Raw genomic sequence first — 25,196 nt, 5'->3', positions numbered from 1 at the left:
CGGGGTACTGCAATTATCTGTTGCCGTAGCAGCATAGGTAACTCCTGCCGCACTGCACAAATCTAAATCGGCTGCAACAATCACACCCGATGGACAACTGATCACCGGAACGGTATTGTCAATTACCGAAACCGTAAAGCTGCAAACAGAACTATTGCCGTTGCCATCGCTGAAGGTATAGCTGACCGTCGTTGTGCCCAAAGTAAAGGTCGCTCCGGGGAATGAGTATTGACCACACTCACCGCCGTACATCCGTCTGTCGCACTCGGTGCAGTCCAGGTTGCCGTTTGTGTGCAGGTCAGATTACCAACTCCCGTATTTACCGTTTGGTTGCTCGGACAACCTGCTATCACCGGCGCATTCACATCATCAAAGTAAACATTAAAGGTGCAAGCGTTCGTATTGCCATTGGCATCGGTTGCAATCAGGGTAACTACCTGATTGCCTTCGGCGGTATATACCGTGCTTGCCGCAGGACTTTGTACTACGCTGATCACACCCGTACAATTATCGCTCGTAGATACCGCAGAATAAGCCGGCATCGTAGCTGAACACGAAGCGTTCAGATTGACCGTTTGGTCGGCTAGGCAGGTAATTAAGGGTTGAGTATTATCAACCACTACCACGGTAAAACTACAGGTCGAACTGTTGGAATATGCATCTGTAAACACATAACTCACCGTGGTCGAGCCAAATCCAAACAACGCTCCGGGTGCATGGCTTCGGGTTGCCCAAAGGACCGGACCCATACAATTGTCAATTGCAGTCGGCTCTGTCCATGTTGCATTTTGAGAACAATCTGTATCTCCTGCTCCGGTATATACGGTAATCACGCCCGGACAACCTGCTATAACAGGTGCTTGGGTATCTAAGACTGTAACGTCAAATGTACAGGAGCTATCGTTGCCATACAAGTCAGTAGCAGTAGCTGTAACCTCAATCGTTCCAACGCCAAAACTGCTGCCCGGTAAATAGTTGTAAGTTATTCCAAAAACACCGCAATTGTCTGTAGCAGTCGCTGCAAAACTCACCTCCTCACTGCAATATCCAAAAGCTGCAGGTACTGTTATATCTGCGGGGCAGGTAATCACCGGATCTTCGTCATCAACAACGGTTACATTAAATATACAATTACTGCTGTTGCCATTCACATCTGTTGCAGTTGCAGTAACTGGAGTCGTACCAACCGAAAAGATACTGCCCGATGCAGGACTGTAAGTAATACCCATCACACTGCAATTGTCAGAAGCTGTTGCGCTATAAGTCACTGCTGCTTCACAAACTCCTGCCGATGCCGGGATTGTTATAGGTGTAGGACAGGTTATCACCGGCAATTGTGTGTCTGTTACTGTTACCGTAAAGCTGCAACTGCTGCTGTTTCCAACTAAGTCGGTGGCGGTCGCAGTAACAGTGGTAACGCCTACCGCAAACGTACTTCCGGAGATAGGTGCATGTACTATGACCGGGGTGCTGCAGTTATCTGTTGCAGAAGCTGCATAACTAACTCCTGCTGCGCTGCACAAATCCAAATCGGCTGCAACAATCACACCCGATGGACAACTGATCACAGGAACGGTATTGTCAATCACGGTTACCGTAAAGCTGCAAACAGAACTATTGCCGTTGCCATCGTTGAAGGTATAACTGACTGTTGTCGTGCCTAAGGAAAATGTAGCTCCCGGAGAATGGGTACTGACCACACTCACCGCCGTACATCCGTCTGTCGCACTCGGTGCAGTCCAGGTTGCCGTTTGTGTGCAGGTCAGATTGCCTACTCCTGTATTTACCGTTTGGTTGCTCGGACAACCCGCTATCACCGGCGCATTCACATCATCAAAGTAAACATTAAAGGTGCAAGCGTTCGTATTGCCATTGGCATCGGTTGCAGTCAGGGTAACTACCTGATTGCCCTCGGCGGTATATACCGTGCTTGCCGCAGGACTTTGTACTACACTGATCACCCCCGTGCAATTATCGCTCGTTGATACTGCTGAATAGGCAGGCATCGTCGCAGAACAGGAAGCGTTCAGATTGACTGTCTGATTAGCAGGACATACAATTGAAGGTGGTGTATTATCCGTTACGGTTACCGTAAAACTGCAACTTGCCGTTTGTAGGTTGGCGGCTGTAACCGTAAACGTATTGGTCGTAACGCCTAACGGATATGTTGCACCGGATGACAGCCCTCCGGTTTGAGCAGTCGTCGCTCCCGGACAATTGTCTGTACCAACCGGAGCTGTATAGGTTACTACTGCCGTACAGACCCCCGTTCCGGTATTGACCGAAATATTCGCAGGACAGGTAATGACCGGCAGCTCTGCATCCGTTACTGTTACCGTAAAACTACAACTTGCCGTTTGTAGGTTGGCAGCTGTAACCGTAAACGTATTGGTCGTAACACCAACAGGATAGGCAACGCCTGAACCTAACCCTGCGGTTTGGGCTGTCGTCGCTCCGGAACAATTGTCTGTACCAACCGGTGCTATATAGGTTACTACAGCACTGCATAGCCCCGCATCGGTATTGACCGAAATATTCGAAGGACAAGTAATGGCCGGTGGTTCAGCATCCGTTACTGTTACCGTAAAGCTGCAACTTGCCGACTGACTGTTCGCAGCAGTTACTACAAAGGTGTTCGTCGTCGTTCCAATCGGGAAGTTTGAACCGGAACCAAAACCTGTAGTTTGAGTGGTTACTGCTCCGGCACAGTTATCTGTGCCAACAGGTGTTGAATATGTTACCGTTGCACTGCACAGCCCCGCATCGGTATTGACCGAAATATTCGCAGGACAGGTAATGACCGGTAGCTCTGCATCCGTTACTGTTACCGTAAAGCTGCAACTTGCCGACTGACTATTGGCAGCAGTTACTACAAAGGTATTCGTCGTTGTTCCAATCGGGAAGGCAGAACCGGACGATAATCCGGTGCTTTGCGTCGTTACTGCTCCGGCGCAGTTATCTGTGCCAACAGGTGTTGAATAGGTTACCGATGCACTGCATAGCCCCGTATCGGTATTGACCGAAATATTCGAAGGACAGGTAATCACCGGCAATTGTGTGTCTGTTACTGTTACCGTAAAGCTGCAACTGCTGCTGTTGCCAACTAAGTCGGTGGCGGTCGCTGTTACAGTGGTAACTCCTACAAGGAAAGTGCTACCCGATGCAGGGGAATGAACAATGACCGGAGTGCTGCAATTATCTGTTGCCGTTGCAGCATAGGTAACCCCTGCCGCGCTGCACAATCCCGAATCCGCAGCAACAATCACACCTGATGGACAACTGATCACAGGAACGGTATTGTCTATCACAGTTACCGTAAAGCTGCAAACAGAACTATTGCCGTTGCCATCGCTGAAGGTATAGCTGACCGTCGTAGTGCCTAAACTAAAGGTAGCTCCCGGAGAATGGGTACTGACCACACTCACCGCAGTACATCCGTCTGTCGCACTCGGTGCAGTCCAGGTTGCCGTTTGTGTGCAGGTCAGATTGCCTACTCCCGTATTTACCGTTTGGTTGCTCGGACAACCTGCTATCACCGGCGCATTCACATCGTCAAAGTAAACATTAAAGATGCAAGCGTTCGTATTGCCATTGGCATCGGTTGCAGTCAGGGTAACTACCTGATTGCCCTCGGCGGTATATACCGTACTTGCCGCAGGACTTTGTACTACGCTGATCACCCCCGTACAATTATCGCTCGTAGATACCGCTGAATAGGCAGGCATCGTCGCTGAACAGGAAGCGTTCAGATTGACTGTCTGATCGGCAGGACATACTATTGAAGGTGGTGTATTATCCGTTACGGTTACCGTAAAACTGCAACTTGCCGTTTGTAGGTTGGCGGCTGTAACCGTAAACGTATTGGTCGTAACGCCTAACGGATACGTTGCACCGGATGACAATCCACCGGTTTGAGCAGTCGTCGCTCCCGGACAATTGTCTGTGCCAACAGGGGTAGTATAGTTTACTACTGTCGTACATACCCCCACTCCGGTATTGACCGAAATATTCGAAGGACAAGTAATGACCGGCAGCTCTGCATCCGTTACTGTTACCGTAAAACTACAACTTGCCGTTTGTAGGTTGGCAGCTGTAACCGTAAACGTATTGGTCGTAACGCCAACAGGATAGGCAACGACTGAACCTAACCCTGCGGTCTGGGCTGTCGTCGCTCCGGAACAATTGTCTGTACCAACCGGTGCTATATAGGTTACAATAGCACTGCATTGCCCCGCATCAGTATTGACCGAAATATTCGAAGGACAAGTAATGGCAGGTGGTTCTGCATCCGTTACTGTTACCGTAAAGCTGCAAACGGCCTCATTTCCTGCTGCATCTTCAACGGCATACGTTACTGATGTCATTCCTGCATTGTAAGAGTGAGTAGTTAGAAAACCGGAACCACTAAATACTGTTGCTCCTGTTGCACTATGAGTAATTGAGGTTACACCACAATTATCGGTAGTTATTGGTACAATAGTCGTTACTTCTGCATTGCATAAACCAGGTGATGTATTGACTGCTTGATTTACAGGACAATTGGTAAGCGTAGGATCTGTATCATCTGTTACTGTGATAATAACCTGGCATTGAGTGTTATTACCTGAGCAATCAGTTCCAGTAAATGTTACGGTTGTGGTTCCGGGAGGAAAATTGCCCTGAACATGACCCGGTGTTCCCGGGAAGTTTGTCAAAACAACGCTATTATTGGCAGAATGAGTCCTAGTGATGGTTCCACCACAAGCATCTACCCATGTAGGTTTAGTAATTGTTTTAGTTGCAAAACAAATGCCTGCACCGGTTGTATAGTTAAATGTACTACCACAAGAGTAATTGTCTATATCCGGATTATCACTTGGATCCGGAAATCCATAAGTGGTACTTGTTAAAACCGGTGGAGTATTGTCTAAAATAGTTATAATTTGCACTTGGTTAGCAGCGGCATTGCCAGCATCATCCACGAGTGACCAGGTGCGTGCAATGTATTTTGTTCCCGGGCAAAGGTCAACAGACAGTACATCAGCATAAGTCGCTTGTCCTACGATGCAATTGTCTGCTTCATTGGTTACATCACCGGTAATGGTCGGATTTGCATCATAAGCACAAGATGCGTCGGCGTAAATTGTGATATTTGGAGGACAAGTAAATGTTGGCGCATCATCATCATTCACCGTAAAGGTTACCACACAATTAGTCGTGTTGGCAGGACTTGCAGCATCTGTTACCGTAACAGTAACAGGTATTGTATTCCCATCCGAAACTCCGCTGTAAGCCCCTGCAGCTATGCTTTGGGTTACCGGATTGACTGATGCCAACCCACAATTGTCCGCTTCATCATTTACCAATGACACTAAGTCGGGTATCTCTACCTCACATCCGCTGTTTCCGGTGGTATTTAACACTAATGTGGGAGTTGGGCATGTAAATGTAGGTGCATCATCATCATTCACCGTGAAGGTTACCACACAATTGGTCGAGTTGGCAGGACTTGCTGCATCGGTTACCGTAACAGTTACAGGTATGGTATTCCCATCCGAAACTCCGCTGTACGCCCCTGTTGCTATGCTTTGGGTTACCGGAACTGTAGCCAACCCACAATTGTCGGCTTCATCAATTACCAATGACACCAAGTTGGGTATCTCTACCTCACATCCGCTGTTTCCGGTAGTATTTAATACTAATGTGGGAGTTGGGCAGGTAAATGTAGGCGCATCATCATCATTCACCGTGAAGGTTACCACACAATTGGTCGTGTTGGCAGGACTTGCTGCATCGGTTACCGTAACAGTTACAGGAATGGTATTCCCATCCGAAACTCCGCTATATACCCCTGCAGCTATGCTTTGGGTTACCGGATTGACTAATGCCAACCCACAATTGTCGGCTTCATCCATAACCATTGACACTAAGTCGGGTATAATTACTTCACATCCACTGTTTCCGGTAGTATTTAACACTAATGTGGGAGTTGGGCAGGTAAACGTGGGTGCATCATCATCATTCACTATGAAGGTTACCACACAATTGGTCGAGTTGGCAGGACTTGATTCATCGGTTACCGTAATGGTAACAGGTATGGTATTCCCATCCGAAATTCCGCTATATACCCCTGCAGCTATGCTTTGGGTTACCGGATTGACTGATGCCAACCCACAATTGTCGGCTTCATCATTTACCAATGACACTAAGTCGGGTATCTCTACCTCACATCCACTGTTTCCGGTAGTATTTAACACTAATGTGGGAGTTGGGCAGGTAAATGTAGGCGCATCATCATCATTCACTGTGAAGGTTACCACACAATTTGTCGTGTTGGCAGGACTTGCATCATCGGTTACAGTAACAGTTACAGGAATGGTATTCCCATCCGAAACTCCGCTGTACGCCCCTGCAGCTATGCTTTGGGTTACCGGAACTGAAGCCAACCCACAATTGTCGGCTTCATCTGTTACCATAGACACTAAGTCGGGTATATTTACCTCACATCCACTGTTTCCGGTAGTATTTAACACTAATGTGGGAGTTGGGCAGGTAAATGTGGGAGCATCATCATCATTCACCGTGAAGGTTACCACACAATTGGTCGAGTTGGCAGGACTTGCAGCATCGGTTACCGTAACAGTTACAGGAATGGTATTCCCATCCGAAACTCCGCTATATACCCCTGCAGCTATGCTTTGGGTTACCGGATTGACTAATGCCAACCCACAATTGTCGGCTTCATCTGTTACCATTGACACTAAGTCGGGTATAACTACCTCACATCCGCTGTTTCCGGTAGTATTTAACACTAATGTGGGAGTTGGGCAGGTAAACGTGGGAGCATCATCATCATTCACCGTGAAGGTTACCACACAATTGGTCGAGTTGGCAGGACTTGCTGCATCGGTTACCGTAACAGTTACAGGAATGATATTCCCATCCGAAACTCCGCTATATGCCCCTGTAGCTATGCTTTGGGTTACCGGATTGACTAATGCCAACCCACAATTGTCGGCTTCATCATTTACCAATGACACTAAGTCGGGTATAATTACTTCACATCCACTGTTTCCGTTAGTATTTAACACTAAAGTAGGGGTAGGACAAGTAAATGTAGGATTCTCATCATCTTCAACTGTTACCGTTAAACTGCATGAACCAACTGTATTAGAATTTACATCTAATAATTGGTAATTCACTGTAGTTGTCCCAAAGGGGAAATCTTTAGCTGCTGAAGAAGCAGGTGTTATTGTTTCCCATCCACCGCCCAAACCATAATCAACCTGTAGCGTAGTGGGAGTACAAGATGCTTGAGCCGTTACTGTAGGATGGGTTATACTTACTACACCATAACAATCTCCTGTTCCACCGGAGCTTGTCAAACCGTTTAAGTTAGCCGAACAACCGGATAAAACTGGTGAAGGGTCAACAGTTAAGGTGAAAGTAGCAGTATTTGAAACACAACCGGAATTACCTGTTGCAAAATATTCAATTTCTATAGTACCGGCTGAAGTGCCGGTGAAAGTAGCACTCCCATCACCATGATCTATAAATGTCGCAGCTCCTGACCCTCCTGTTATACTCCAGTTATGTGTATATGGTGGATCGGTTCCAACTAAATTTCCATTCAAAATTACTTCACCATTGAGGCATACGTTACCGGAACCGGTGATATTTACCGTTACCTGGCATGAGCTTGTAGCTATAGCTAATGTTTGACAATTGCCGGTATTACCACTTATTGTTTTAGTCCCGCTTACAACTAATTGGCAAGGTATCACACAACATTGAGCTAAACTTGAATTGCTTGTCACAGAAAAATTGCCTCCAACACTGGCAAAACTTGGAAAAGCTGTATCAAAATTTGTGAAAGCAGAATTCAAGGTGAAAGTGAAATCATCTGCTACTGAGATCAGATTACCAGCCAGAAGGGCTCCTACTGCTCGGGTAAAATTTACATCATCACCGATTGTTGTTAAAGAAGATAGGTCTATCGCGGCAGTTATAGCATGTGTCGCTATATTGTTCATACTCAAATCTGACCCTATTGTTACTAAATCTGACAAATCAATATTCGTTACTCCTGTTCCGTTTGTTTGGAAAGTTACGCTTCCTGTTACTGCTGTTACCCCTATCGAGGCAGTAACTAAACTTGTATTACCTGATATATTTAGCACATCTGTCGAACCTGTCAATGTTGGGATACTGATCGAAGTAATGTTGGGATTATTTGAAATTATTAAATCACTACTGATAACCTCCATGTTCGGAAAACTTAAAGCTCCTGTGAGTGAATTATAGCTTATATCAAAATCATTCACCGATTCAACCAATGGGGCTAATAATGAAGAGGCTGTTCTGGTTAAATTTAAATCATCAATACAAATTTCTAATTTGCTTAAATCAACTGTTGCATTTACTGCATGTGCTACAGTATTATTCATTGTTAAATCATTTCCTACAGATACGAGTTCTTTTAAAGTTATAGCGGTAACTCCAGTTCCGTTGGTTTGAATGGTAACAGAGCTGGAAGTGGAGATAATCCCAATGTCAACAGTTTGCAATGAAGTATTATTGTTTATATTTAAACTTCCGGTACCAGATGAAAATTTAGTGGGAAATTCAATGCTAGTTAAAGCAGCGTTGTTAGAAAATTCTATATCACCATCAACTACATGGAGCAAAGGTGCATCAAATGACGTGGAAGCGTTAGATCTAAAATACAAATCGTCTCCAATGCTGATTAAACTTGGTAATTCAAATGAAGTAGCATCAGCAGTACGGGTTAAATCAATATCTGTACCAACAGTAGTTAAAGAAGACAGATCAATCGAAGCATTTATTGCATTTGCTGCATTATTATTCAATAATATCCCCCCACCTACTGTTTCCAAATTTTCCAAATTAATGGAAGTAACAAACATTCCATTGGTATTGATTGTAATACTACTTGTTACACTTTCTAACAATGGCATATCAATAGCAGTTAGTCCCGGATTAAATGTAATAATGATAGAACCGCTAATCAAATTCTCGAGTTTCGGAAAATCAATATTGGTAAACATTGTGTTTTGATCTGCTAAGCTTCCGCCTATAGTCAATAAATCCGTTCCTGATCCATTTCCGATAGTTTCTAAATTGGCTAAAGACAAAACAGAAGGATTTAAAGGGTTGGTGAATTGTCTGAAGGTTAAATCACCGGTTATAGTTACAATATCCTGCAAATTACATAAATCAGTAATTGGGTCGGTAGCATGATTACCATTTAAAGTTACATCTCCTGTAATTTGAATGTAACGACAACCACCCGGACCTGTAAAAGCATTAAGGTCGGTTTGAGAGTTGAAGGTAACATTGCCTGTATATATGTAAGAACCACATGTACTGCTTGGCGCAAATAACGTCATGGTTTCAGATGCCGTCAAACTCTCACAACCATAATTGTCAGTAACCACATATTCAAAAGAAGCAGAACCTGCGCCTGTTACATTAAAAATAACAGGATTTGATATTGCATCAGGATCAAACGAACCCGTTCCGGGACCTGCAGTCTGTGTCCACTGATGAGCAGCCGAAGTAATTAATGAAGTACCTTGTACAGGATTTCCGTTTAATTCAACTACACCGTCACAAATATTAAGATAGTCAGACGTTATTGAAGCAGTCGGCAATTCATATACTGTAATAGCGATATTTGAAATCGGATATACTTCACAATCAATTGTAAATACTCTTACAGCAACATAAAATGTACCGGTTCCACCAAATGCCGTTTCATTAAACATGCAAGAAGAGGATGTTCCGCTACATAAAATTGTTTCACCACTATCCCATGAATTGTTGTTGTTTGTATCAATGAAAAACTCATAGTTTAAGGCTCCTATGGAAGTTGCCGTAACATCCAAAGTAATAGTAGAACCATCGTGACAAACAATATTATCATCCGTTGTTCCTGAAGTTTCAGATGCTGTAAATGAGCTGATATCAGGTGTACATGCTGTACGCGCCACTTCAATCGCCAACGTTGGCCCATTGGCAATGCAACGCCCTCCGTTAGCATAAGAAAGATTGCCTGTAATGGTTAAGTTTCCGGTAAAAGGATCAGAAGAGCCATTTATACTATTCAATTGACAAGGAATAATACAACAAGTTCCAAGCATTGGGTTGCTTGTAACACTCATTGTACCTGCTATTGTTGTCAGGCTTGATAACCCATCGAGCGAAGTCAGGTCAGATCCGTTACCCGGAAAAGAATTTCCATTTCCTGTGATGATTACGTTTCCTCCTATCTCTTCTAGCACACCAAATCCATTTAAATCGGGTAGCTCATCGTTGTTGTTAATTTCAAACACCCCTGTTACATCAGTTAACAACAGGAAATTGATAGCTGTAAGGGCCGGATTTGAAACAAAACGCAAATCTTCTCCAACAACAGATAATGAATTAACAGACACGGCATCCAAAATCAAGTTGTTGCCTATATAAATCTCTCCGGGAATAGTTGTCAGTAATGGAAAACTTAGTGTAACTGCAGAATCATTATCATCAAACCTGATGCTGCGATTATTTCCTCCGCCATTACCATTTACAGCTGTTAACATAGGGAATGACACAGATGGCATCGCATTGTTACTTAAAATTGTAAGATAGTCCGTTCCTGACCCGTCTCCTACTGTGATTAGGTTATTAAAATTAATAGTAGGGCTGGTACAAGAATCATAGTTGTCGTTAATATACAGATACCCATTCACTGTAATCAATGCTTGCATATCCAGCTCACAAAGAGCGTTGTTATCGTTTATGTAAAAATTTCTTCCAATACTATTTAGGTTGGAAGCAGATAATTCTTTGGCTATCTGATAAATCAAGAAATCCCTACCCACACTCGTCAGTGATGGAAATGTTACTTCAGTTCCCGAACTATTTGTGTTATCGTCATCTATAGAAATATCCCGCCCAACGCTAAACAAATCTTCGAAATCAATCGTAGCTAACGATAGTGAGATATTTGCTTCAATGTTTAAGTCCTGTCCAATGGTAAATGGAGGACCTCCGGCTGCATCCGTAACACTGACAAGGTCATTGTTACCGGTAATGTTCATATCGGTAAGAATTGTCTGTAGATTTTCAAATTGAATATGAGCCAACCCGTTATCGTTGTTGCCAATTGCCAAAGTTCCGTTAACTGTAACTAACGATTTTAGGTCTAACGTACCGGTGGCTATGTCATTGATGGTCAGAGTACCAGTTCCATCAACTCCTACTGTAACTAAAGATGGTAAACTGACGGTTGCTCCTGATAAATTTTCATTGTCATTATCCAGAGTAAGGTTATCATCAACAGTTGTCAAATCTTGCAAGTCAATCATTGCTAGATTTGGGGAATCATTGTTTGAAATATCAAGGTCTATTCCAATAGTAAAAGGAGGACCACCGGCAGCATCCGTAACACTAACAAGATCATTGTTACCGGTAATGTTCATATCTCCAAGAATAATCTGTAGATTTTCAAATTGAATATGAGCCAACCCGTTATCGTTGTTGCCAATTGCCAAAGTTCCGTTAACTGTAACTAACGATTTTAGGTCTAATGTACCGGTGGCTATGTCATTGATGGTCAGAGTACCAGTTCCGTCAACACCCACAGTAACTAAAGATGGTAAACTGACGGTTGCTCCTGATAAATTTTCATTGTCATTATCCAGAGTAAGGTTATCATCTACAGTTGTCAAATCTTGCAAGTCAATCACTGTTAGATTTGGTGAATCATTGTTTGAAATATCAAGGTCTATTCCAATAGTAAAAGGAGGACCACCGGCAGCATCTGTAACACTGACAAGGTCATTGTTTCCCGTAATATTCATATCTCCAAGAATAGTCTGTAGATTTTCAAATTGAATATGAGCCAACCCGTTATCGTTGTTGTCAATTGCCAAAGTTCCGTTAACTGTAACTAACGATTTTAGGTCTAATGTACCGGTGGCTATGTCATTGATGGTCAGAGTACCAGTTCCGTCAACACCCACAGTAACTAAAGATGGTAAACTGACGGTTGCTCCTGATAAATTTTCATTGTCATTATCCAGAGTAAGGTTATCATCTACAGTTGTCAAATCTTGTAAGTCAATAATAGTTAAGTTGGGAGAGTCATTGTTTTGAATATAAAGATCACTCCCCACAGAAGTAAGTGAAGAGAAATCAACAGAATTGAGTACTCCGTTATTAGAAACAGTAACATCAGTGTTCAGGCTTGTATTCCATCCGGTACCGGTGCTACCAATATCAATAGTAGAAACTGCGGCATTGTTGCTTATTGTAGTAGCCCCAACAGTTCCGGATAAATTTTTCAATTCAATGGCTGTTGCATTAGGATTGTACTGAATATTGATGACATTGACATTGCCAATATCCGTAATTCCGTTTAACTTGATTTCGGTGAATGAGCCGTTGTTATCATTTGAAGCAACACCTATTGTCAAGCCTAATCCTATAGTATTTAAGTTGGCTAAATCAACTAAAGTTACCGGATTGCCGGGAACATTGAAATCGCGAATGGTAACTGAACCAGTAACTGATACTAACTCCTGAAGGTTACATAAATCAGTGATTGGGTCAATACCGGCTCCATCTGTTCCTGTTCCGGCATTACCGTTACCATCTATGATGAGATTTCCAACTACATGTGTATATTTACAAGAACCGCTTATAAAATTGTTAAGATCAGCTTGTGTACTTAATGTGATGTTTCCAGTGTAGGTTATTGGAGCAGTGCAACTTGCACCACAAGTTGGGGTAGTTTGTGCACTCAAATCAAATGAACAGGCAGTTAAGAAACAGATAATTATGATTGTTCTATTTAAAGACAACATAACATCCTTAGTTGGCATTGTAGCACTTAAAGGTAGATTTCTTAAGATTTGGGAATGTAGTAAATAAACTTTCATAATTAGAACAATTTGAAATGAGTAAAAATTTTTTGTCTGATTGTAAGGTTTGGGCTGATGTAATTGATGCAATAGTTTTTAGCCGAAAACACCTTGCGGTATATGGCATTTCTTGTTACACTTTCTGATTGATGTTTCGTTAGGATGCCGAAAAAAAAATTTGTATTTTTTTTTGACAATCAACTCAAATTGGATCAAAGAGTAGGTTACCTGCAACCAACGTGTATTGGGTGGAAGGAGTTTTTTCTGATTTTTAAAATCATTAACGGTAATAGACAGAAACTGAATCCAAATCAGTACATAATATTTAAAGCCTTTAAAATAAAGGCTTGTAGTATAATTTGGCAAAAACAACAACCACCAAATCATTGATTTTATATTGATTTAGCGCAAATCTAAAAACACTAATCGTAATTATCAATTTATTATAGATAATATTTTTAGAATTTATGTTCATTTTTCAATAAATTTCAAATTAATTTCGAATATTTCTTAAATTTTTTTTAATTTCTGAAAATTGTTGAATTTTTCTTGTTTTTTCACTTTCAGTTGTCATTTATAATTTTTCTGTTTTTAACCCAATACTTTAGGGAACAGTATTTACTAAAGTATAATATAATATTAAGTGTATAAACAATAGGAACTCATGATGGCTCAGTAAGGGTGAGTTTTAAATTTTTTATCTTTGTTATATAACCTAATGTGTTTAAAGCCAAACATTCACAATTGAAAAAAATAAAATTTGGAAAGCATCAAAGACACTTGGTCCTATAATCTTAAAAACTGTCAGTCAAAACTATGTTTTCAATTACACAAGTGCGATTTATCTAATTTGTTTAGCATGTGCATAGCTTTTATGCACATCTGTAATGACTTAATGCATCCTTGCAACGACTTCATGTATCCCTGCAATGCCTTATTGCACCCCTGCCATGCATTAAATTGCCTCTGCAAAGACTTATTGCACCCTTGTATTACATCAAATCACCCCTGCAACGACTTCATGTATCCCTGCAATAAATCAATGTACCACCGCAAAGCCTCATTGCACTTCTGCAATGGCTTTTTGCGCCCCTGCTTTAAAGCAAAGTCCCCCTGCAAAAACTTAAAGTCAGTCTGTAACAGACTTATGACAACCGTATTATTTACCCTAAATCTTGTCTTGTTGAAATGAATTGCTTACAGATGCTTGACGCATTCGATAGCTGGTAAACTTTTAAATAATTACAACTTTACAGGCTCTGCAATCTATGAAGATTGAAAAAGTCAAGCGGCCTTAAACAATTGAAGTATATGATACAAAAGATGTAACCCTGCTATTCAAATAATACGGAATTCAATTTTAAAGTATTCTATTAATCGTCTAACAAACAGGTATCATTTCGTCACTGCAGAATATACTCCGGCTCTTTTCAACTACACTTTAGGAATGTAACCTATGACCAAAAAATAAAGCAATTCGTTTGGACTAATTTGAATATGTACCCCTCATACGTCCAATATCCATTATTGAAAATAAATCAGCTAAAACTTAAATCAAGACCAAACAATTATTCAGGTTCTTGAATTGATATGTACCGGTGGTGAAACTTCCTTATTTAAAGGTTGTTTTTTAGAAATCACAATAAAATATAACCACAATTTATGTCTGCAAATTTCAGGTGGTTGATTCCACTTCTGATGTTAGTGTTTTTTGATTGGTATGGGTATCAGGTCATCAGGACTGTCGGCAATAACACACTGGTTGATGGAATTTATTGGACTTTGGCTGTTGCTTCCTATTTTATAGCAATTGGCGTGTTGGTGTTTGGCATACGTCTGCAAAACAAAACCGCTCGTATGTATGTAACGGCGGTTTTCTTTATGTTGCTGGTATTTAAACTGCTTTTAAGTGTATCTGCATTTACTGATGATTTGATTCGTTTGATAAAAACGATGGCTTACTCAGTTCAATCCGGTGAATTCAAAAGTTCCTTGTTGCCTCGCTCGGCTTTGGTATGCAGTGTGGGTCTTGTTTTTTCTTCTGTTCCTTTGTTGGCGATGTTTTACGGTATGGTTAGAAACCCTTTTCGCTACAAAGTTGTTAAGGTGCCCTTAGAATTGCCAAATTTACCGGTTGCGCTTGCGGGATTTAAAATCGTTCAGATTTCTGATATTCATTCCGGAAGTTTTACCGGTACCACTCCTTTAAAAAGGGCCGTAAAAATCATCAATGATCAAAAGGCAGATGTGGTGTTCTTTACCGGTGATTTGGTCAATAGTTATTCAAAAGAGCCTTGCCTTATATTGATGTGTTTTCAAACATTCAGGCAAAGCATGGAGTGTTTTCAGTTTTGGGTAATCACGATTATGGCGACTACGTTCAATGGCCCAATCAGGAGGCTTATCGCAAAAACTTTGAACAGATGATTGACATCCACAAACAATTGGGATGGAATTTATTGTTAAACGAACATGCGGTGGTAACTAATAACAACGAAACGATTGCGGTCATTGGCGTGGAAAACTGGAGTGCAAGTCCCAGGTTTAAAAAATATGGCAATTTATCTGAGGCATACAAAGGCACTGAGAAATCTTCCGTAAAACTATTGTTGTCGCATGACCCGTCACATTGGAGGGCTGAGGTTTTGAAACATTATCCCGATATAGTCGCAACTTTTTCAGGTCATACCCATGCTTTTCAATTTGGCATCAACCTTCCCTTTTGGAAATGGAGTCCTGTCAAATGGATGTATAAAGAATGGTATGGCCTTTATAAAGACAGGCAACAGTTTCTTTATGTAAATCCCGGATTTGGATTTGTTGCCTATCCGGGTCGGGTGGGGTTTAGACCTGAAATAACTGTGTTTGAATTAATTCCAAACAATTCAACTTTAAGACCGGAATAAAAGAATTGCAGATAAATCTTTACCTTTGCGGCCGATTTTGCATGATGTTGTCATTAATTCTCTTTAAACTAATCAATTATGGTTTCAACTGCGCCTATGTTTACTTTCAATACAGATTTTATTAATGATTTAGGACTTAAAACTGTTAATCCGGGAGTGAGTACCGGTTCAAACTGGCAAGAAGGCGATGGAGATTTAATACATTCATATAGTCCTGCCGACGGCAAACTTATTGGTAGTGTTAAAAGTGCGACACGTCAAAATTACGATGCTGTGATGGCAACTGCGGAAGAGGCTTTTAAATTCTGGAGGACTTTGCCGGCACCTAAACGCGGTGAAATAGTTCGTCAATTTGGCGAGAAACTTCGAATTCATAAATCCAGCCTTGGCAAATTGGTTTCTTATGAGATGGGTAAAAGTCTTCAGGAGGGATTGGGTGAAGTACAGGAAATGATAGATATCTGCGATTTCGCTGTTGGGCTATCCCGTCAGTTGTATGGACTGACCATTCATTCAGAACGGGCAAACCACCGCATGTATGAACAATGGCATCCTTTAGGGATTGTAGGCATTATTACCTCTTTCAATTTTCCGGTTGCTGTCTGGTCATGGAACACAGCGATTGCCTGGGTTTGTGGCAATGTTTGTGTATGGAAGCCCTCAGAAAAGACTCCTCTTTCAGCTTTTGCCTGTCAAAAAATTATAGCCGAAGTTTTGCGGGAAAACAATTTACCTGAAGGAATTTCCTGTTTGGTTGTCGGAGATTACCGTGTTGGCGAATATCTTTCGACCGATGAAAGGATTCCGTTGGTATCTGCAACCGGCTCGACCCGCATGGGTAAAATAGTCGGACAAACAGTTGCCGGAAGATTGGGTAAGTCTTTGTTAGAACTTGGTGGCAACAATGCCATTATTGTTACCCCGAATGCAGACTTGAAACTTACCGTGATTGGTTCGGTGTTTGGTGCTGTCGGAACTTGTGGTCAACGCTGTACCACGACCCGGAGATTGATTATTCACGATAGCATTTATGACACAGTAAAACAACGATTAGCAGAAGCTTACGGGCAGTTAAACATAGGAAACCCGCTTAATCCTGAAAATCATGTGGGTCCGCTCATTGATACAGATGCTGTTCAATTGTATTTAAAGGCCATTGCTGAAGCAAATGCATCGGGCTGTTCAGAATTGGTTGAAGGTGGGGTTTTAACCGGTGAGGGATATGAATCGGGATGTTATGTGAAACCCTGTATCATAGAAGCCAAAGAACAATATGATGTAGTTAAACGCGAAACATTTGCCCCAATTTTATATCTGCTCAAATACAAGACGATTGATGAGGCAATTGCCTTGCAAAACGAAGTACCTCAAGGGCTATCATCGGCTATTATGACCACAAACCTGCGTGAAGCAGAATTGTTTTTATCACATGAAGGGTCGGATTGCGGGATTGCCAATGTAAATATCGGTACTTCGGGGGCAGAGATAGGCGGTGCATTTGGAGGCGAAAAAGAAACCGGTGGAGGTCGTGAATCGGGTTCTGATTCATGGAAGGCGTATATGCGCCGTCAAACCAATACAATTAATTATGGAACTGATTTGCCTCTTGCACAGGGAATTGCTTTTAACCTGTAAACAAGTTTTCCGGTTTATAGCAAGTAAGATAGTCCGGTTTAACATTTTGAATTTAGTCCTCAACGACAGTCAATTTGATTCAAATATTCAAATATAACCTCAACATACCCGTTGTTCAGGTTATCGTTCTCAACTCAGCTCATCAACAAATCTTCCGTAATTTATTTCATGGAATTTATCCAGTATCTTATTGATTTCGTATTGCATATTGACCAACATTTAGAGTCTATTATTGATCAATATGGCACGCTTACTTATATCATTCTATTTCTCATCATTTTTGCCGAAACCGGTTTTGTTATTACTCCATTCTTACCCGGCGATTCATTGCTTTTTGCCGTAGGCGCAATTGCAGCAATGGGGGCTATCAATGTATGGTTGGTGTTGATCTTGGTCCTGATAGCTGCTTTTTTGGGTAATATGGTCAATTACAGCATAGGGCGACAAATGAGTGAGCGCATATTTACCGCCGAAAAGATACGGTTCATCAAAAAAGAGTATCTGATTAAAACGCAGGAGTTCTACGTCAAACATGGGGCAAAGGCAGTGGTTATCGGGCGGTTTTTACCCATTTTCCGAACTTTTGTTCCCTTTGTTGCGGGCATTGGCTTGATGGATTTTCGCAAATTTACCTATTATAATTTGCTGGGGGCTGTGCTTTGGGTAGTGCCTTTTACTTTGGGGGGGTACTGGTTTGGAAGACTGCCCTTTGTTAAGGAGAATTTTACTTTGGTGGTTTTAGGCATAATTGGCATCACCATCGTTCCGGCTATCTATGCTGCCATTAAAATGCGTTTGCAAAAAAGGTTGCGGTAAATGTCTTTTTCTACCATTTTAGTGCCCACAAAAAGAACCTTTCGGGTGGGGTTTTGGACCGGCTTTTTTGCTGTTTTTCCGGTAGCGGCTACAATTGCGGGGATAATGTTTTTTGTCCGGTCTTCACCGGATATTGCGTTGTATCGTTCTTATTTTGCTCCACATATAGCTGATACGTTAATTTCTGAAGGCTCGGTTAAAGTAACCTTCTGGGGTGTTTCTTCAATGTTGTTAGACGATGGAGAAACCCAGGTGTTGATTGATGGTTTTGTAACCCGTCCGCCAATGCACAAAGTATTTTTTGGCAAGGTAGAGTCGGATACGGGATTGGTTAAAACAATCATTGCTCAGCACCGGTTATCCGGGCTTTCGGGGGTTGTTACCTGCCATTCACATTACGATCATGCGTTGGATGCGCCCTATTTTTCCAAGTTTTCAGATGCTTTGTTGATTGGGTCTGCCTCATCTTTACAAATCGGGCGAGGTGCTGGTTTGCAGGAAGATAAAATGTTGCTTTACCAAGCCAATCAACCTTTTTGGCTGGGAAAGTTCAGAATTACCCCACTCCTAAGCAAACATTCACCGGCACAAAAAACCGCACAGTTTTTGGGATTTCAGTCCGATGAACCCCGTTTTATTACTCAACCGCTTAAACAGCCTGCAAAAGCAAATGCTTTTGAAGAAGGAGGAAGTTACGATTTGTATATTGAGCACGGCAACAATCGTTTGCTGGTCAAAGCAAGTGCTAATTTTGTACCAAATGCGCTCGATACTTTACCTGTTGATGTCTTGTTTTTGGGTATTGGCCTGTTACATCCAAATGGTAAGGAATTTGAACAAGCCTATTACCAACAAACAGTGATGGCTGTTAAACCTCGTTTGGTCATTCCTGTACACTGGGATAATTTCTTTAAGCCGCTGCGAGTACCCCTTACTTTTAATCCATTTCCGGATAAAGTTGAAGGTGCTTTGGATTTTTTAATCCGTCAAACGGCAAAAGACAGCATCGCTTTGCAATTATTAGATGCTTTTCAGTCTGTTTACCTCTTTGAGGAGCATTAACACTTTTGAGCATTGCTGTCATTGTTATCCGGTTTTTATCTGTTACTGATTGCATCCGGTTTTCAGGAATGAGGTTCCGGTTTTTATGTTTCAGAAGCCGGAATTTAAGTGTAACCTTTCCAATCGGAGGTGGGTTAATACCAATGTTTTTTGTTCATATACCATAACATGGACACCCCGATAAAAATCATAATTCCCCATACCATAAAGTACCCGTATTTCCACCGAAGTTCGGGCATATTGTCGAAATTCATGCCGTAAACTCCCGCAAGAAAAGTCAGTGGAATAAACACCGTTGCGACAATGGTCAATGTTTTCATCACATTGTTCATATTATGGCTCAGATAAGACAAATAGAGTTCCATCAAATCTTTCAGCATTTCGCGAAAGGTTTCGAAATTGGTGTTGAGCATAAACAATTGATCGCTGACATCTTGAAGGTAAGTGACAGAAGCAGATTGGATAAAGCGTGGAGGAGATGCTTTGATTTTAGATATGATGTCTTTTAATGGCACCGTATATTTTCGGACAAACGATACTTGCTTTCGAAGGGTCAGTATCTTACCTACAAGTGCCTCATCGGTTTGACGTTGGGTTAAAATCTGGTCTTCGAGATCTTCGATTTGATCCCTAAGGTTTTCGAGAATTTTAACATACTCAACTACTACGGCATCAATGAGGTGATAAAAGAGGTAATCGGCTTTAAGGTTTTTGAAATTTGATTTACCGGTTTTTAATCGCTCTCTTACCGAATCGAAAACATCGCCCTCAACCCCCGACTGAAAGGAGAGTACATAGTTATCGCCCAAAACAATACTCAGTTGTTCTTCTTCAATTTTGGAATTGCCGTTTTTCTGAAAAAACATTCGTAGCGTTAAAAACAAATGGTTATCAAACAATTCGAGCTTTGGCAGATGTTCGTGAATGAGAATATCGTCCACCAACATTTGGTGAAGGTTGAAACAATTGGCTAATCCATCAATAATTTGTTCTGCCTCGACAGCTTCCACATCAATCCAATTGATTCGGGAATCATCAATTTTGCGAATAATATCCATCACTTCACTGCTTTCAAATGAAGTTACATGGTTTTGGTCGTATTGAATGAGGCGCAACAAAGCTTTAGGTGCTATTTGGTAATCAGAAAGGTTCAAAAATAAATTGTTTTCTTCAAACAACGACATAAATCTGATACATCTGCTATGGCATAGATTTATTTTGACTTATACCGTCATTTATACACTGTCTTTTCGCTTCATCGCAACAAACAGGGCAATAAAAACAAACAGGTTGATGACGGTTATTATCCACAAATTGGCATCCAAACCCCTTGGGAGCAACAGCGAATCGGGCAAACAACCGATTACCTCGTGGATATAGGCTTTGGGAAGGTTTAAAAAATCTACCGCATCCACCGTTTGGTAAACTAACTCCGATGGATTTTGAGGGTCGGCCATATAGCTGCGAATTGAGTCCTGCACATAGGCAAAACTTTCTGTGCCCCATCGCGACAACATTCCGTAACTGACGACTTCTGCCGGAGTTTCTTCGGGAATTGCGGTAATTACTCCCGACAAGATGATTTGTGGAATTAACACAATAGGGATAATGGTCATTACCTTTTCCTGATTGTTGACCAATGCCGAAACGAGCAATCCCAACAGCGTTGCCGAAAAAGTCAGATAAAACATCACGCCGACATATCCCCAATAATGGTTTAAATGCAGGGCATTGTTTCCTACCGCAACATACACAATTGCAACAAAAGCCAAGACCTGCAAAATTGAAAAGCAACTCAAGACAAATACTTTTGAGAAGATGTAAGGCATTATTTTGAGGTTAAACATGCGCTCGCGCCGGTAAACCGGCAATTCTCCCACTATTTCTTTTGCGGCATTGTTGGTGCCAAACCATATTGCAGAAATAGACATCAAAAACAGAACACTCAATTCCAGTTCCTTAAAAATCAATGCTACCAAGCCTGCTATCACCAGGGCTTGTGCCAATAAAATGGTGGTGTTGAGCCGGTCGTTTGTCCGTATGTTAAAATATCGAACCGTTAGCCAGAACAGTTGTTTGAAAAACGACTCATCCCTGACTTTATCCACGTCATTATTAGGACGATGAACCTCACCGGACAAGGGATACATGCCCCGGAGTTTTCCTGCCCAAATCATTCCTTGTTCTTGTGTGCCGTTTTTGGCGTACACCTCAATAACGTTTTTTGCCTCAAAATAATCGAGATAATTTTCTTTTGAACCATAATAGGTCAGGTAACCTCCTTTGGACAAAAATATCACCTTGTCCACATAATACAAATCGTCCGGTTTGTGTGTTACCATCAACACGGTGGTGCCTTTCTGTGTCAGGCTTTTTACACACAACAAGAAATCCTCAATAGTTTCCGGGTCGAGGGGTGAAGTCGGTTCGTCTAAGAATAAGATTGACGGATCGGTCAGCAGTTCAACTGCAATGGAGACTCTTTTCCTTTGTCCGCCGGATAGTTCTCCTACCCTTCTGTTTCTTATTTCCGGGTCGTTGATGTTCAGGTTTGTCAGAACCTCTGTTATTTTTTGGCGGATATCTTCGGCACTCACATCGCCGGAAAGCCGCAGTTTGGCAGCATAAAACAAAGATTGCTCTACGCTAAGTTCATGGTGAACTATGTCGTCCTGCGGCACATAGCCAATCATTCGCTTCAGGTAGTCGTAGTTGTTGTAGAGGTCGAGTCCGTGAATGGTTACCTTTCCGGTAGTGGCCGGTGCATCGCCGTTCAAAGCTCTGAGCAGTGTTGACTTTCCACATCCGGAAGGACCCATAACAGCGACAAATTCCTGTGAAGGAATTCGGAACTTGACATCGTGCAATATGACGGTGTTGCCTCTGTTTACTTTCCGGGTTAAGGCATCGGCCACAATGGCGTTTTGTTTGCGGATGTCTTCGGCAGGTTTGGTGAGTCGGAACTTATAGTTTCCGATAAATATATCGTCATTAGGGGTAAGGTCGGTTTCGTAGGTAATCCGTTTGCCGTTGACAAAGGTGCCGTTTTTCGATTCGAGGTCGGTAATGGTTATTTTTCCGTTTTGATATTTCTTTATCACCGCATGTTTGCGGGTAATGGTGAGCTGAGGCAGGCAAATATCGGCATCGGAGGCACGACCAATGGTTATTTCGGCTTTGTTTTCCAATAGTTTGGCAATATCTGAAGTATCGCGTCCGCTAACGGTCATGCCCTTGGGCAATGCCGGCTTTTTGGTTGTACCTGTTATATTTCCTGTGGCAGAAACGGGTTCGATTCCGGTTTCAGGGGTTAACAATTCGATGACTAACTTATATCCATCGTTGGCAGTCGAAAAAACAATTTCATCCCCATTTTTCAGGATGACCTCATCAATTCTTTCCCCGTTGACAAACGTTCCTCCGGTGCTGCCCAAATCTCTGATGAGCAACCGGTTGTCTTCTGACAGTATGATTTCGGCTTGTTTTCGGGAAATGTAAGAACCCGGAAGGTCTATTACCGCGCCAAATCCTTGTCTTCCAATGGTGATGCTGCCTTTAAATTCCGTTTTTACAGCAATACGTCTGATGACCTGTTGGTCTTTAAACAACAGTAGGCGGGCAATTTTTTGTTCCATGTATAGCTGCTGAGTAGTGGTGTGTTTCCGTAAATTGTCTGCAATATTAGGGCTTTTCAAGGAGTTTCGCCACATTTTTACCCCTTCAAGTTAACATAAGACATTTTAAGTCTTTCACACACTATCGGGCTTTGTCTAAACAACGAGTCGCTTTCTTGCGGCAGTTGCTTGTTTTAGGTATTGGGATTCAGTTTTTAACGGATTAAAGGTTAACAATCGGGCTGCTTTTACCAACGACTGTTTTTAAATACAAACAGCCTCTTAACGTTTGTTCCCTGTTTTATCGTAATCGGGGGAAACGGTGGTTAAGAGGCTGAGTATTGGAACGTATTGTTTTACATTCTATTTCTTGCGGGTCTTTTTGGCGGTTTTGGCCGGCTCTACCGTAGCAGGTGGAGCAATGTCCTTAGTTTCGGCAGCAGGGGTTGTACTTTCTACTGCGGGTTGGGCTTTTTGGGTTGTTTCGGCTGCTCCGGTAACGCTCAATCCCTGAGCGGCATGTTTGACAAACAAACCCCAGGTCAGGTTGTCAACGCCGGGTTTATGGGCTTGCGCGCGTTCGACTGCCATTTTTGCGGCATGTTTGATCACCCAATCGTAGTTTTCCTGACCAACTGAATTGACATCGGCATCAGGTGCAGGATTGCAGAAGTCAATCGCATAAGGAATGCCATTACGCACAGCCATTTCGACGGTGTTAAAATCGTAACCCAAATAATGGTTTAACCGCAGCACATAGTCGTGAATGGTTTTTAACAATTTGGCATCTTCTTTCCCTTTCTCCTTAACGTAGCGGTGTTCGTGGGGTTGGAGGGGGTCATACTGCATAATCCGCACATATTTACCTCCCAAACAATAGCAACGGTAGTATTCGGTAAACACGATTTCTTCCTGCAACATCATCACCAACTGACCGGTTTGGTTGTAAGTATGAAAAAAATCGTCGCTGTTGCGGACTTTATACACGCTTTTCCATCCGCCGCCGGAGAATGGTTTCATATAGGCGGGGAATCCGATATGGTTAAATATTTTTTCCCAGCTAAGCGGGAACGCCAGATTTCTGAATGATTTGTCCTGTGTGTCGGGCGGGCGGACATTGGAAGGAAGCAATACCGTTTTTGGAACGGGAACTCCAATTTTTTCGGCTAATGCGTTGTTGAAAAATTTTTCATCGGCACTCCACCAAAAAGGATTGTTAATGACGGCAGCACCTGATATGGCTGCATTTTTCAGATATCCTCTGTAAAAGGGAACATCCTGTGAGATGCGGTCAATGATGACGGCATATTCGGTGGGTTCTGCCTGGGAAACGATATCCACATCCACCGGTACGGCGGTAATGTCGTTTAACCTCATATTGTTTACCTCCTCCATAAAAGCCCAGGGGAAAGTATCTTCTATTCCGAATAAAATTCCTATCTTTTTCATATTTCAGATTTTAAATTGTGATAATAAAATTAGGATATACAGCACCGGCTTTTCAATTCATGCCGGACAATTTGCAGCTTTGAGGTTTGGATTATTTGATGAGAGAAAGGTAATGGGGGAACATCTCTCTCCAGATTGGCCAGTCGTGTTGTGCTTTGGGACGAATATCTAACCAGTTAGGGATACCCTTTTTGCCTAAGAGTTGTGCCATTTTCACATTTGCATCCAAACAAATGTCGTATTCACCGGTACCAAGGACAACAAACATATCCTTCATTTGAGGGTCGCTTGCATTGGGTAAAAAGTCAACGGGATTGTTGAAATAGACGTTTTCATCATAAAATCCGTCCAAATGCGATTTTATGTCAAAAGCAGCACTCATGTTAAATACATATTTTACGCGGTCGGGATGACGAAAGGCAAAGTTGGTGGCATGATAACCGCCGAAACTGCAACCTGCTGTGGCAATCCGGTGAATTCCGGTTTCGTAGGCGGCGCGTGGTGCTAATTCGTGGTAGAGCATCATGTCGTACCATACATGGTTTTTTACCCTTTCCGAAGGACTGATTTTCCGGTTGTACCAGCTCAGTTTGTCAATCCCGTCGGGGCAATATATTTTAACCAAACCATTTTCTAAAAACCATTTTGCCGATTCTATTAATTTAAAGTCCTTGTTTTCAAAATAGCTTCCCATTGAGGTTGGAAACAAAATAACAGGAAAGCCCTGTTCACCAAATGTGAGCATTTCAATATCCTTACTCAAATTGGACGAATACCATTTTACATGTTGTTCTTTCATTAAAAAA

The 25,196-nt window shown here is 42.1% G+C and carries 10 protein-coding genes; 5 read left to right on the top strand and 5 right to left on the bottom strand.

Annotation, left to right across the window (positions count from 1 at the left end; translation table 11 throughout):
- Positions 1-122 precede the first annotated feature (122 nt).
- Positions 123-12,851, bottom strand: a complete 12,729-nt coding sequence (locus IPM47_11845; GenBank protein QQS27588.1) for an HYR domain-containing protein — start codon at positions 12,849-12,851, stop codon at positions 123-125.
- A gap of 1,719 nt (positions 12,852-14,570) precedes the next feature.
- On the opposite strand from IPM47_11845, the gene IPM47_11840 reads away from it, so the two are divergent.
- From IPM47_11840 to IPM47_11820, 5 genes are all read left to right on the top strand, one after another.
- The gene (locus IPM47_11840; protein QQS27587.1) at positions 14,571-15,335 is read left to right on the top strand and encodes a metallophosphoesterase; all 765 of its coding nucleotides are present in this window, start codon (positions 14,571-14,573) and stop codon (positions 15,333-15,335) included.
- Positions 15,260-15,814, top strand: a complete 555-nt coding sequence (locus IPM47_11835; GenBank protein ID QQS27586.1) for a hypothetical protein — start codon at positions 15,260-15,262, stop codon at positions 15,812-15,814. The genes IPM47_11840 and IPM47_11835 overlap by 76 nt, the downstream gene beginning before the upstream one ends.
- Before the next feature lie 96 nt (positions 15,815-15,910).
- On the top strand, positions 15,911-17,449 hold the full coding sequence (locus IPM47_11830; protein ID QQS31456.1) for an aldehyde dehydrogenase family protein: 1,539 nt from the start codon (positions 15,911-15,913) through the stop codon (positions 17,447-17,449).
- 168 nt (positions 17,450-17,617) lie between these two features.
- The gene (locus tag IPM47_11825; protein ID QQS27585.1) at positions 17,618-18,265 is read left to right on the top strand and encodes a DedA family protein; all 648 of its coding nucleotides are present in this window, start codon (positions 17,618-17,620) and stop codon (positions 18,263-18,265) included.
- Positions 18,266-19,327, top strand: coding sequence for an MBL fold metallo-hydrolase (locus IPM47_11820; GenBank protein QQS27584.1), 1,062 nt, complete (start codon positions 18,266-18,268; stop codon positions 19,325-19,327).
- Between the two features lie 134 nt (positions 19,328-19,461).
- Here the strand turns inward: IPM47_11820 and corA are convergent, their stop codons facing one another.
- The 4 genes from corA to IPM47_11800 form a co-directional block, all read right to left on the bottom strand.
- A complete protein-coding gene (gene corA, locus IPM47_11815; GenBank protein QQS27583.1) occupies positions 19,462-20,481 on the bottom strand; it encodes a magnesium/cobalt transporter CorA in 1,020 nt (339 codons plus the stop codon).
- A gap of 81 nt (positions 20,482-20,562) precedes the next feature.
- Positions 20,563-23,037: an FHA domain-containing protein gene (locus IPM47_11810; protein QQS27582.1), complete on the bottom strand. Its 2,475-nt coding sequence runs from the start codon at positions 23,035-23,037 to the stop codon at positions 20,563-20,565.
- 267 nt (positions 23,038-23,304) lie between these two features.
- Positions 23,305-24,390, bottom strand: a complete 1,086-nt coding sequence (locus tag IPM47_11805) for a hypothetical protein (protein QQS27581.1) — start codon at positions 24,388-24,390, stop codon at positions 23,305-23,307.
- 91 nt (positions 24,391-24,481) lie between these two features.
- Positions 24,482-25,189, bottom strand: a complete 708-nt coding sequence (locus IPM47_11800) for an esterase family protein (GenBank protein ID QQS27580.1) — start codon at positions 25,187-25,189, stop codon at positions 24,482-24,484.
- Positions 25,190-25,196: the final 7 nt, after the last annotated feature.

Source organism: Sphingobacteriales bacterium, assembly GCA_016700115.1.
Taxonomy (GTDB): Bacteria; Bacteroidota; Bacteroidia; order Chitinophagales; family UBA2359; genus UBA2359.
This window is presented reverse-complemented; position numbering and strand designations above follow the sequence as displayed.

Bases quoted from the DNA above. Each gene is read 5' to 3' on its own strand.
- IPM47_11845 (QQS27588.1), bottom strand. From the start codon at position 12,851: ATGTTGTCTTTAAATAGAACAATCATAATTATCTGTTTCTTAACTGCC.
- IPM47_11840 (QQS27587.1), top strand. From the start codon at position 14,571: ATGTCTGCAAATTTCAGGTGGTTGATTCCACTTCTGATGTTAGTGTTT.
- IPM47_11830 (QQS31456.1), top strand. From the start codon at position 15,911: ATGTTTACTTTCAATACAGATTTTATTAATGATTTAGGACTTAAAACT.
- IPM47_11825 (QQS27585.1), top strand. From the start codon at position 17,618: ATGGAATTTATCCAGTATCTTATTGATTTCGTATTGCATATTGACCAA.
- IPM47_11820 (QQS27584.1), top strand. From the start codon at position 18,266: ATGTCTTTTTCTACCATTTTAGTGCCCACAAAAAGAACCTTTCGGGTG.
- IPM47_11810 (QQS27582.1), bottom strand. From the start codon at position 23,037: ATGTGGCGAAACTCCTTGAAAAGCCCTAATATTGCAGACAATTTACGG.
- IPM47_11805 (QQS27581.1), bottom strand. From the start codon at position 24,390: ATGAAAAAGATAGGAATTTTATTCGGAATAGAAGATACTTTCCCCTGG.
- IPM47_11800 (QQS27580.1), bottom strand. From the start codon at position 25,189: ATGAAAGAACAACATGTAAAATGGTATTCGTCCAATTTGAGTAAGGAT.